Genomic DNA, 11866 nt, shown 5'->3' on the forward strand with positions numbered 1-11866 from the left:
ACCTCGGAGGCGAAAGACCCCAGCTGGTCCACCATGGTGTTGATGGTGTCCTTGATCTGCAGGATCTCGCCCTTGACGTCCACCGTGATCTTCTGGCCGAGGTCGCCGTTGGCAATCGCGGTCGCCACCTTGGACACGTCGCGCAGCTGCACCGTCAGGTTGCCGGCCATGGCGTTCACGTTGTCGGTCAAATCCTTCCAGGTGCCGGCCACGCCTTTGACTTCCGCCTGGCCGCCGAGCTTGCCCTCCGTGCCCACCTCGCGCGCCACCCGCGTCACCTCCGAGGCGAAAGACCCCAGCTGGTCGACCATGGTGTTGATCACGTCCTTGACCTGGAGAATTTCGCCCTTGACGTCCACCGTGATCTTCTGGGAGAGATCGCCCCGGGCAATCGCCGTGGCCACCTTGGACACGTCGCGCAGCTGCACCGTCAGGTTGCCGGCCATGGTGTTCACGCTCTCGGTCAACTCCTTCCAGGTGCCTGCCACGTCCTTGACTTCCGCCTGGCCGCCGAGCCTTCCCTCCGTACCCACCTCGCGCGCCAGGCGGGTGACTTCCGCGGCAAACGAGCCGAGCTGATCCACCATGCGGTTCTTCGCTTCTTTGATCTGCAGGATTTCCCCGCGCACCTCCACCGTCATCTTTTGCGTCAGATCGCCGTTGGCAACCGCCGAGGCCACCTTGAACACGTCGCGCAGCTGCACCGTCAGGTTGCCGGCCATGGTGTTCACGCTGTCGGTCAACTCCTTCCAGGTGCCGGCCACCCCCTTGACGTTGGCCTGGCCGCCGAGCTTGCCCTCGGTGCCCACCTCGCGCGCCAGGCGGGTGACTTCCGTCGCGAATGAACCGAGCTGGTCCACCATGCGGTTCTTCGCTTCCTTGATCTGCAGGATTTCCCCCCGCACCTCCACCGTCATTTTTTGCGTCAGATCGCCGTCGGCGACGGCCGAGGCCACCTTGAACACGTCGCGCAGCTGCACCGTCAAGTTGCCGGCCATGGTGTTCACGCTGTCGGTCAACTCCTTCCAGGTGCCGGCCACGCCCTTGACGTTGGCCTGGCCGCCGAGCTTGCCTTCGATGCCCACTTCCCGCGTCACCCGCGTCAGTTCCGTGGCAACCGTCGCGAGCTTTGCCGACATCGCGTTCACCGTCTGGGCAGACTTGAGGAAATGCCCCTGCAGCTTCAGTCCATCGATTTCCATAGGCACCCGCTGCCCGAGGTCGCCCTCGGCGACGGCGTCGACGACGCGAATCGTCTCGGTCATCGGAGCGAGCAGGTCGTTGGTCAACGTATTGCTGGATTCGACCAGCGCCTGCCAAGATCCCTTTGCCATCGGCAGCGTGATCCGCTCCCCGACCTTGCCCTGCTTGCCAACGAGCTGCGCAACCCGTCTGAACTCGTTGCTCGTATCGGCGCCCATGTCCACGATGGCGTTGAGCGTGTCGGCGATCTTGCCGGGGACGCCGGTCCAGTCCTCCGGCATGCGCACCGTGAAGTCTCCGTTCTTGTATGCGGTCAGGGTGGTCAGCAATACCCCCATATCGAAGGTATCGCCTGGAACGGTCTGCGTGGTCATCGCTGCCTCCTTCTTCTTCAATGTGAACGGCGAAAGACTGCTAGAAGAACCGGGAAACCTGCTGAGTCCAAATCCAGCTGCTATGTCTCGGGCGGAAAGCCCTCGCCTTCCAAGTCCGGGTACTTCGACCTGAATTCCTCCAGGCGCCGGGCCATCCAGCGGTTTTCCTGCACCGTTTCAAAACGGTGCAGCGCCTCGCTGACGTTTTCCCGCAGCTGCTTGTCGTTCCAGGGCTTGGTCAATATCTTGTAGATGACCCCGCGGTTGACGGCATCGATCACCGTGGCCACCTCCGCATAGCCGGTCAGCAGGATGCGGATGCTGTCGGGATACAAACCCTTGACCTGCTCCAGGAACGCCGTGCCGCTGACCTCGGGCATGAGCTGGTCGCTGAGAACGACGCCGACTTCGGTGCTCGCCAGGATGTCGAAGCCTTCGGCGGCGCTGCCGGCCGTCAGAACGGTCAGTCCGTCCTGCCGCAGCAACAACTGCAGGATGGCCAGGATATGGGGGTCATCGTCCACGGCCAACACCGTCGAACTCGCCGCCGAGGTTCCACCAGCCGGGGGCAAGCGGCGATCCTCCCGCAGCCATTGCGCCAGCTCCTCGGGCGGCAAAGGGCGGCTGAACAGATAGCCCTGCATCTCGTGGCAGGAATGCTTGCGCAAATAGCCCAACTGACCAGAGCTTTCCACACCTTCGGCGATGGTCGTCACGCCGAGGTCGCGGGCCATGGCCAGGATGGTCCGCACCAATGCCGCCGTGACGGCATGGGTCGCGACATCGCGCACGAAACTCTGGTCGAGCTTGATGCGGTCGACCGGAAAACGGTGCAAATAGTTCAGCGACGAGTAGCCGGTACCGAAATCGTCGAGGGACAGCGACACCCCGAGTTTCTTCAGTTCGTCCATCGTCCGAATCGCTTCCTCGACGTTTTCGAGGATCAGGCTCTCGGTGAGCTCCAACTCGAGCCATTGGGCCGCCAGACCACTGTCTCGCAGCGCGCTTTGCACGATCTCGACCAGTCCTGCCTGGCGAAACTGCAGGGCCGAGAGGTTGACCGCGACCCGCAGCGGCGGCAGCCCCTGGTTCTGCCAAGCCATGTTCTGCGAACAGGCCTCGCGCAGCACCCATTCACCGACGATGATCGCAAGGTCGCATTCCTCCAGCAGCGCAACGAACCGGGCCGGCTCGATCAGGCCCTTGGCGGGGTGCCGCCAGCGCAGCAAGGCCTCGATGCCGACCATCAAACCGGTCTTCAGGTTCAGCTGCGGCTGGTAGTGCAATACGAACTCGCCGCGATCTATCGCCCGGTGCAATTCGCCTTCCAGCGCCAGCCGCGACCCCGCATCGCGGTCCAGGTCGGGACTGTAGAAACGCACTTCATCGTCACGCGTCGCACTTTCGGCGGCCAAGCGGGCTTGCCGCAGCAAGTGATGGATCTGAGGTTCATCGAGAGGATAGACCGCGATGCCGATGCGGGCCCTCAGGAAGACTTCCGACACGCTGGTGAACAGCGGATTGCTCAGGAGGCCACGCACCCCCCGGGCAAAGGCCTCGATCGCGGCGCGGTCGGCAAAGCCGGGCACTGCCAACGCGAACTCGCCGTGCGCAAGATGGGCGACCATGCCGGCGCTGGTGCAGCAGGACTCAAGGCGTTGCGCTTGCGTGCGCAGCATTTCATCCATCGCGGCATAGCCCACCACCCGGCTGATTTGCTCCAGGCGCAGCATCTTGATGCAAAGCAGAGCCAACAGTCCGTCTGCAGACTGGCCCGCCAGTTGGCGCAGCCGTTGTTCCAGCATGGCGCGGCTGGGCAGGCCGGTCTGCGGATCGTAGTACGCCAGGTACCGAATCTTGGTTTCGGCCGCCAAGCGCTGTTGCTCGCGCAACAGGTGTTCCAGGGCAAAGGAAATGTCGCCTGCCACTTCGGCCAGCAGGTTCACGATCGCCGGGTCGAAGAAACCGGCCTCGCCGGCGTACAGCTCGAATACGCCTATCCCCCGTCCGGCCTCGAACAGTGGAAAGCCGGCGACCGCCGCCAGTCCATGGGCGAGCGCTTCATCGCGTCCCGCCATCCGGGATGGGGCCGCTTGGAGGTCATTGCAGATGGCATAGTGCCCGCTGCGCTGCGCGCTCCAGGCGACAGACGCCTCGGCATCATCGGCCGCGCAGACGATGTCCACCACCTTTGCGCCTGCGGCGTCTCCACAAAGCGCCATGGGCCGCAGCCGGCCCTTGGCCGGATCGAGGAGGCCAATCCACGCCAGGTCGAACAGGCCGGACTCGACCGCCACGCGGCAGGCTTCCCGGTACAAGCCGTCCGGATTGTCGGCGCGCACGATGGCGCGATTGATCCGGCTCAATACCGTGTGCATGCGGCTGAGCCGGCGCAACTGGGCGGCGGTGTCTGCGTCCATGCTACGCGGCCGCTGCGCTCCCCGGTATCGGAGTAACCGGCGCGGCCCTGCGCCGGGCATCGAGCAGGCGGCGCATCCGCATCGACAGTTCCCAGCGATCCACCGGCTTGCAGATGAACTCTTCTGCGCCACACGCCATCAGCCGCTGACGCGACGCCATGTCGTCGAGCGCGCTGACAATGATCACGGGGATGTCGCGCGTCGCCGGATTCTCTTTGAGACGCCGCATCACTTCGAAGCCGTCCATGTCCGGCATCATCAGATCGAGCAGCACCAGGGCGGGCGCGCGGCTGGCCGCCATCCGAAGCGCGGTCGCTCCATCGGACGCGAGCACTGCCTCGAAGCCGTCCGCACTGACGAACACGTCCAGCAAGCGGCGGTTGCGCTCCTCGTCTTCGACGATCAATATGGTCGTCGGCAACGGCTCTGCCATGAAGCACCTCCCTTTTTGGGTACTCAGGGAGCGACTATGTCTTCAGCATCAACCCGTACAGGCTGACCGTCGCCGGCTGCGTCAGGAATCGACTCGTAACCTACTGTACAACGCCGTTTGTCTTAGGCCAAGATGTTTTGCTTGCAATTCGATCGACCGTGCGCCATGGTCAATCGTCAGCGGCGGCGCGACTTGTCGCCGGGTCGTTTGGGCTGCGGTCGCGTTGGCGAAATATGTTAGGCAAAGGTATTAACTTTGTCTGTCTCGAACGAAGGAGGTCCTATGGCATGCGATCGATTCAGGAGTTTTTCGAGTCTGCGCAGCATGGTGCCGCCGCTTCTGGCGATGGCATTTTCGTTGATGTCGGCAGCGCAGCCCGTCGCCCAGGAAGAGCCTCTGCCAGGACTGCCCGCCGTGCTGGGCGAGCTGCGCAAGGGGGGGCTGGTCATCTACTTCCGGCATGGACTGACGGAGCAGAGCGGCAGCACCGACGAGGCCGCGGATCTGGCCAGGTGCGAGACGCAGCGCCAGCTTTCCGCAGAAGGGCGCGAACAGTCAAGACGGACAGGCCAGGCATTCCGCACGCTGCGCATCCCCGTGGGCAGCGTGGTGAGCAGCCCATTTTGCCGCTGCAAGGATACGGCGCAGCTGGCATTCGGCCACCACACGGTCGACAAGGACCTGCACTTTGCGATCAACGCCGACGCCACGGAGACAAGACGGCTGGCGCTGGCGCTGCGCCTGCTGCTGTCGACGCCGCCCAAGGCAGCGACCAATAGCGTGATCGTTGCCCATACGGCGAACCTGCGCGAGGCCGCCGGCATCTGGCCCAAGCCCGAAGGCGTGGCCTATGTCTTCCGTCCGCTGCCAGGCGGACGCTTCGAGGCGTTGGCGAAGGTCCTTCCCGAGGACTGGGCTAAGGCCGCGGAAGCCAAGCGCTGACATGGCTCGGTTGGCCGCGTTTCTCGAGCGGATGCCCTTGCGACGGCGGTTCCTGATCGCGCCCCTCCTGGGGCTGCTCCTGCTCGGCGGCCTCACTTCAGCCTTTGTCTACGAATTGCAGAACCAGAGCGCGCTGCTCAAGCGCGTCGCGGATCGGGATTTGGCGGCCTATGATCGCTACGCCGCGGTGTTCGTCAATCTTTCCGAGCAGCACCTGGCGCTGTATGCCCTTCTGGACGACACCCGGGAGATTGACGAGGCATTGCTGTACGACCTCGCCAAACAGCGCCTGAACGGGATTCACGAAGCAGTGCGCGGGCTCGAGCAGACCTTGCCCACCCTTTCCGCCGCAGCCAATGGAGGCCACGCCGCTACCGCCGAGCGGCTCGCTAGCCTGCTTGCCAGCACGCAGGCGTACCAGAAGGCAGCGGCCTCCGCCGTGGCCATGGTCACGGTCAATCTCGCGCTTGCTCCGGCACAGCTGGCGCACGCAAATGAGCGTTTCACCGAAGTGAATCAGGCTTTTGCCCAGCTCCTTCACGTCGAGCGCCGTAGCATCAGGTCGGAGATTGCCGGCCGGGTGCATCGGGGGGAGATCAGCAGCATGGCCATTGCCTTGGCCGGCGTCGCGGCCGCGGCGTTCCTGTTCGGCCTGTCCTATGCTTTTTCGCGCCTGCTGGCCCGCTCTCTAGAAGCGCAGACGGAAGCCCTGGTGCGCCTGGGCATGCAGGCCGGCACCAGCGTCCCCATCACGGCGGGCAGCGACGAGGTCAGCCGGATCGCGCACGGCATCGCCGCATTCGGGCAATCCTTGCTGCAGCTGAAGGAGAACCAGCGCGCACTGGCCGCGTCGAACCAGGCTCTAGCCGATGCGAACCAGGCCTTGCATTCGGAGATCGAGCGCCGCAAGGAGGCCGAGGGCTATTTGCGGATCTACGCGGAAGTCATACGCAGCACGGGCGAGGCCGTGGCCATCACCGACTCGAATGGGAACATCGTCGACGCCAATCCCGCGTACGAACGAGCGATCGGGCGATCACGCGAGGAGATGATGGGAACGGCGCTCTACCCGGCTCACAGCGCGGACGAGAACGATGTCTACCGGCAGCTCTGGCAGTCGGTCAAGACCGACGGACATTGGGCCGGGGAGCTTCTGGACCGCAGGAGCAACGGCGAGTCGTTTCCCATCTGGGCGAGGGTCAATACCATATGGGGCGAGAACCGCAAGCCCTTGCACTATGTCTGCGTGTCGCGCGACATCACGACGCTCAAGCAGAGCGAGCAGCAGCTCAAGAAGCTGGCTTTCTATGACATGCTGACGGGCCTGCCCAATCGCGCGCTGTTCAACGACAGGCTGGGCGTCGCGCTGGCAAGCGCCCAGCGCCAGCAGGCGCTGGCTGCCGTGATCTTCGTCGACCTCGACCGGTTCAAATATGTCAACGACACGCTGGGGCATGCGCTCGGCGACCGTCTGCTGATCGAGGTCGGCCGGCGCATCGGCCGTAGCATCCGCGAAACCGATACCGTGGCGCGAATGGGCGGGGACGAATTCACGGTGCTGCTCACGCATATCGAATCGGAGGAGGAAGCCATCCATGTCGCCAAGCGCATCATCGCGGCGCTGGAGGCCTCCATCCCGCTGGACGATGCCATGGCCTATGTCGGCGCGAGCCTGGGCATCAGCGTCTTCCCCAAGGACGGCCAGGACGCGCAAAGCATGCTGACAAAAGCGGACATGGCGATGTACGAAGCCAAGGAGTCCGGTCGCGGTCAATACCGCCTGTTTCGCCCGGAGATGCTGGCCCGCGGCGACCAGCGGCTGTCGCTCAGCGTCCAGATCGACGCCGCGCTCAAGCACGACGAGTTCACCCTGCACTACCAGCCCGTGATCGACATGGCGACCGGCCAGCCGGACAGCATGGAGGCGCTCATTCGCTGGCAGAGGCCCGAAGGGATGGTTTATCCGGAGAAATTCATTCCGCATGCCGAAGAGGCCGGGCTGATCAGAAGAATCGACTGCTGGGTGCTCGAGCGCGCATGCCGCGACGCCATGGACTGGCGGGCGGAAACCGGCCGGCCCATGGGCGTGCGTGTCCACTTGTCCGCGGCATCCATGCAGCAGACCGACATGGACAAGACCATAGACGACATCCTGCGGCGCACCGGGCTGCCGGCCAGCCTGCTCCATCTGGAGTTCAAGGAGACCGCCATGATTGCCGCCCCCCATGCCGAGCGCCGGACCCTGGAGGAGATCGCGGCCCTGGGCGTCAGGCTGTCGGTCGACAATTTCGGCGCTGGCTATTTCTCGCTGAGCTATCTGGCCAAGTTTCCGATCAACTGCATCAAGCTGGACCGCCTGTTCATCGAGCGCATTGGCAAGGACAAGGCCAGCGAGGAAGTGATCCAGAGCCTGCTTGAGCTTGCGCACAAGCTCGGCCTGAGCGTGGTTGCGGAAGGCGTCGAGCAGCGGCTCCAGAAGACCTTCCTGGCCGATGCCGGCTGCAGGCTGATGCAGGGCTTCTATTTCAAGCGGCCGCTGGCAAGCCACCAGCTGAACCAGTGGCTCGCCGCCAACCACGCTGCGCCGCCCGTCTGAATCGCGGCGGGACACAGGGGCCCTCGCATCGCCATGGCCGCGCTGCGGTAGAGTCGCCCCCAGGCCCACCGACCGAGTCGCCCTTGTCCGAACCCCTACTCCTGTCCTCCCTGCCCCTGTTCCCACTGGGCACGGTGCTGTTTCCGGACGGCGTGCTGCCGCTGCGCATCTTCGAGGTGCGCTACCTGGACATGATTGGCAAATGCCACAGGGCCGGCGCGCCCTTCGGCGTGGTCGCCCTGAGCCAGGGCGCCGAGGTGCGCCTGCCCGGCGCGCCGGCCGAGACCCTGCACCCGGTCGGCACCCTGGCCCGCATCGAGGCGCTGGAGCAGCCGCAGCCGGGCCTGATGCTGGTCCGCTGCCGCGGGCTGCAGCGCTTTCGCATCACGCAGCAGCACCAGCTCAGGCACGGCCTCTGGGTCGCCGACGTGCAGCAGCTGGACCAGGACCGGCCCCGGGCCATCCCCGAGGACCTGGCGGGCACTTCCCGGGCCCTGCGCCGGATCATGGAGGCGCTGCAGGCGCGCGAGCCGGCCGAGGCCGTGCTGCCGCCGCCCGCCGAGGCACGCTGGGAGGACTGCGGCTGGGTGGCCAACCGCTGGTGCGAGTTGCTGCCGCTGCCCCTGGCCTTGAAGCAGCGCCTGATGGAGCTGGACAACCCGCTGATCCGGCTGGAACTGGTCAGCGACCTGCTGGCGCGCCACGGCATCACGGGCTGACCGCCGACCCAGGCCGCAAAAACTTAAAATACGAGGTTTTGGCAGGAAATGCCGCCGCGCAGCGCATCCCGCGCCGCGCGCCAACCACCGCTCCCCATGTCTGACAACCACCACAACGCCGCGCACCAGGACGACAACCAGCTGATCGCCGAGCGCCGCGAAAAACTCAAGGCCCTGCGCGAGGCCCAGGCCCAGGGCCAGGGCGTGGCCTTCCCCAACGACTTCAAGCCGCAGGACCACGCCGCCACGTTGCAGGAGGCCTATGGCGAGACCGCTGCGGAACAGTTGGATGGCGAAGGAGCGGCGCGCATCACCACCCGCATCGCGGGCCGCATGATGCTCAAGCGCGTGATGGGCAAGGCCAGCTTCGCGACGCTGCAGGACAGCAGCGGGCGCTTCCAGATCTACGTGACCCGCGACGCGGTGGGCGAGGAGGTCTACGCGGCCTTCAAGCACTGGGACCTGGGCGACATCGTGGGCGCCGAAGGCCATCTGTTCAAGACCCGCACCGGCGAGCTCTCGCTGCACGCCACCAGCGTGCGCCTGCTCACCAAGAGCCTGCGCCCCATGCCGGACAAGTTCCACGGCGTGGCCGACCAGGAGGTCAAGTACCGCCAGCGCTACGTGGACCTGATGACCGACGAGGCGGCCCGCAAGCGCTTCGTGGCGCGCAGCAAGGCGGTGAACGGCATCCGCGAATTCATGTTGGCGCATAACTTCCTGGAAGTCGAGACGCCCATGCTGCACCCCATCCCGGGTGGTGCCAACGCCCGGCCCTTCGTCACCCACCACAATGCGCTGGAGCAGGAGATGTTCCTGCGCATCGCGCCCGAGCTCTACCTCAAGCGCCTGCTGGTGGGCGGCTTCGATCGCGTGTTCGAGATCAACCGCAACTTCCGCAACGAAGGCATCTCGGTGCGTCACAACCCCGAGTTCACGATGATGGAGTTCTACGCGGCCTACTGGAACTACCAGGACCTGATGGGCTTCACCGAGGCGCTGGTGCGCGACGCGGCCCAGAAGGCCGTGGGCACGCTGCAGCTGTCCTACCAGGGCCGGCCGGTGGACCTGTCCCAGCCCTTCGCGCGCATGACCATCCGCGAAGCCATCTACGCGCACACCGAGGCCGGCGCCCATGTGGACGACGCGGCCTGGCTGATGGCCGCGCTCAAGAAACTGGGCCTGAGCGAGGAAAAGAACAAGCTGTCCACGCGCAGCCTGGCCAGCCTGCAGGTGCTGTACTTCGAGGAGACGGTGGAGGACAAGCTCTGGCAGCCGACCTTCATCATGGAGCACCCGACCGAGATCTCGCCGCTGGCACGCGCCAACGACGCCCGCCCCGACGTCACCGAGCGCTTCGAGCTCTACATCACGGGCCGCGAGTTCGGCAACGGCTTCTCCGAGCTCAACGACGCCGAGGACCAGGCCGCGCGCTTTCACGCCCAGGTGGCGGCCAAGGACAGCGGCGACGACGAGGCCATGTTCTTCGACCACGACTTCGTGCGCGCCCTGGAATACGGCATGCCGCCGGCCGGCGGCTGCGGCATAGGCATAGACCGCCTGATGATGCTGCTGACCGACAGCCCCAGCATCCGCGACGTGATCCTGTTCCCGGCGCTGCGCCGCGAGCACGAGCTGCAGGCGCCGCGGCGCGAGGGCTGACGCCCGAGGCGGCGTCCGCCGCCTCCTCGCAAGCTCAGTCGCGCGGGAGGTCGCGCGCCTGCACGTCGACCACGTCGGCCTCGGTGCGGCGCGACGGGGCCGCATGGCGCGAGCGGAAGGCCGGCGCCTGGCGCGCCTGGGCGGCCGCCTGGCGGTAATGCTGCCAGGCCGCCATGGCCGCCGGCTTGCGCCCGGTCAGCAGGGCGCGCAGCAGCAGGAACAGCATGACCAGCAAGCCGGCCACCAGCAGGCTGGCCGCGAACACCAACCCGGCCAGGGTCAGCGCCACGCGCAGCAGCAGGCCGGCGAGGCGGCCCAGGGTGTCGGAAATCAGGGACATGGCGAAGGGGCCGGCCGGGCCCCGGAAAAGATGGAAAGAAGAAGATAAGGGCCCGGGGCCCGGTTTTCAAGCCGCGCCCCTGATGCCCCTCGGGCGCTCAGGGCAGCAGCGACAGCGCGTGCTGGTAGTCCGGCGAGCGCATCAGCTCGTCCCAGTCCGGCGCCGCCCCGTTGGGCAGCAGGGCGCGGCGGCGCAGCTCGCTGGCCTCGCGCATCTGCCAGCCGCCCTTGAGCTGGGCCTCGGCCAGGCCGTCGAGCAGTTCGTCGACCGCCGCGCCGCCGTCGACCGACTGGTTGCAGAGCAGCACCATGTCGCAGCCGGCCTCGAGCGCCGTGACGGCTGCCTCGGTGTAGCCGACCTCGCGCCCGTCGATCAGGCGCGCGCCGGCCATGGACAGGTCGTCGCTGAAGATCGCGCCGCCGAAGCCGAGCCGGTGGCGCAGGATGTCCTCGAGCCAGGTGCTGGAAAAGCCGGCCGGCCGGCTGTCCACCCTGGGGTAGATCACATGGGCCGGCATCACGCTGCTCAGCGTGCTGTTCAGCCATTCGTAGGGCGCCGCGTCGTCGGCCAGGATGGCCTTGAGGCTGCGCCGGTCCACCGGGATCTCGGTGTGAGAGTCGGCCTTGACGAAGCCGTGGCCCGGGAAATGCTTGCCGCAATTGGCCATGCCGGCGCGCAGCAGGCCATGTATCAGGCTCTTGGCCAGCAGCGCGGTCACGCGCGCGTCGCGCGCGAAGGCGCGGTCGCCGATCACACCACTTTCGCCCCAATCCAGGTCCAGCACCGGCGTGAAGCTGAAGTCCACGCCGCAGGCGCGCAGCTCGGCCGCCAGCACGTAGCCGGCGGCGCTGGCAGCGTTGCAGGCCTTGAGCGCCCCGCTGCCGGGCCGGCCCTTGTCGTCCCTGAGCCAGAGCTCGCCGAAGGCGCGCATGGGCGGCAGGTGGGTGAAGCCGTCGCTGCGAAAGCGCTGCACGCGCCCGCCCTCGTGGTCCACGCAGATCAGCAGGTCCTCGCGCACGGCCTTGATGTCGCGGCACAGCGCGGCGAGCTGGGCGCGGTCGACCCAGTTGCGCGCGAACAGGATCAGGCCGCCGGTCAGCGGATGGGCCAGGCGCTGGCGGTCGGTCGCGCAGAGCTGCGTGCCTTCGATGTCGAGGATCAGGGGGGCGTGCGGGGT

The 11866-nt window shown here is 66.3% G+C and carries 9 protein-coding genes; 4 read left to right on the forward strand and 5 right to left on the reverse strand.

The features are described 5' to 3' along the window. The 3 genes from FFS10_RS21450 to FFS10_RS21460 form a co-directional block, all read right to left on the reverse strand. The coding region (locus FFS10_RS21450; protein WP_171016214.1) for a HAMP domain-containing protein at positions 1–1577 on the reverse strand (1577 nt) is incomplete at its 3' end. 80 nt (positions 1578–1657) lie between these two features. After that, positions 1658–3997, reverse strand: coding sequence for an EAL domain-containing protein (locus FFS10_RS21455; RefSeq protein WP_171016105.1), 2340 nt, complete (start codon positions 3995–3997; stop codon positions 1658–1660). Between the two features lies 1 nt (position 3998). Beyond that, positions 3999–4430 (reverse strand): response regulator, encoded by a 432-nt coding sequence (locus FFS10_RS21460; protein ID WP_137896634.1) that lies wholly within the window; start codon positions 4428–4430, stop codon positions 3999–4001. Between the two features lie 282 nt (positions 4431–4712). Between FFS10_RS21460 and FFS10_RS21465 the strand changes: the two genes are divergently transcribed. From FFS10_RS21465 to lysS, 4 genes are all read left to right on the forward strand, one after another. Continuing rightward, complete coding sequence (locus FFS10_RS21465) at positions 4713–5372, forward strand: histidine phosphatase family protein (protein ID WP_137896635.1); 660 nt, start codon at positions 4713–4715, stop codon at positions 5370–5372. Position 5373: 1 nt separating this feature from the next. After that, entirely contained in the window at positions 5374–7968 is a 2595-nt protein-coding gene (locus tag FFS10_RS21470; protein WP_137935663.1) for an EAL domain-containing protein, read from the forward strand. Between the two features lie 83 nt (positions 7969–8051). Then, positions 8052–8687: an LON peptidase substrate-binding domain-containing protein gene (locus FFS10_RS21475; protein WP_137896637.1), complete on the forward strand. Its 636-nt coding sequence runs from the start codon at positions 8052–8054 to the stop codon at positions 8685–8687. 96 nt (positions 8688–8783) lie between these two features. Continuing rightward, a complete protein-coding gene (gene lysS / locus FFS10_RS21480; protein WP_137896638.1) occupies positions 8784–10349 on the forward strand; it encodes a lysine--tRNA ligase in 1566 nt (521 codons plus the stop codon). A 34-nt stretch (positions 10350–10383) separates the two neighbouring features. Here lysS and FFS10_RS21485 read toward each other — a convergent pair whose 3' ends face one another. Beyond that, on the reverse strand, positions 10384–10689 hold the full coding sequence (locus FFS10_RS21485) for a hypothetical protein (protein WP_137896639.1): 306 nt from the start codon (positions 10687–10689) through the stop codon (positions 10384–10386). Positions 10690–10786: 97 nt separating this feature from the next. Further along, positions 10787–11866 (reverse strand): beta-N-acetylhexosaminidase (nagZ, locus tag FFS10_RS21490; RefSeq protein WP_137896640.1); only part of this gene is annotated, 1080 nt, incomplete at its 5' end.

The sequence above is a fragment of the Ramlibacter sp. 2FC genome, assembly GCF_005503345.1.
Classification (GTDB): domain Bacteria; phylum Pseudomonadota; class Gammaproteobacteria; order Burkholderiales; family Burkholderiaceae_C; genus SCMQ01.

What these genes read in the sequence shown, in the direction of transcription:
- FFS10_RS21470 (WP_137935663.1), top strand. Translation starts at nt 5,374, where the DNA reads ATGGCTCGGTTGGCCGCGTTTCTCGAGCGGATGCCCTTGCGACGGCGG.
- FFS10_RS21485 (WP_137896639.1), bottom strand. Translation starts at nt 10,689, where the DNA reads ATGTCCCTGATTTCCGACACCCTGGGCCGCCTCGCCGGCCTGCTGCTG.
- FFS10_RS21460 (WP_137896634.1), bottom strand. Translation starts at nt 4,430, where the DNA reads ATGGCAGAGCCGTTGCCGACGACCATATTGATCGTCGAAGACGAGGAG.
- lysS (WP_137896638.1), top strand. Translation starts at nt 8,784, where the DNA reads ATGTCTGACAACCACCACAACGCCGCGCACCAGGACGACAACCAGCTG.
- FFS10_RS21455 (WP_171016105.1), bottom strand. Translation starts at nt 3,997, where the DNA reads ATGGACGCAGACACCGCCGCCCAGTTGCGCCGGCTCAGCCGCATGCAC.
- FFS10_RS21465 (WP_137896635.1), top strand. Translation starts at nt 4,713, where the DNA reads ATGGCATGCGATCGATTCAGGAGTTTTTCGAGTCTGCGCAGCATGGTG.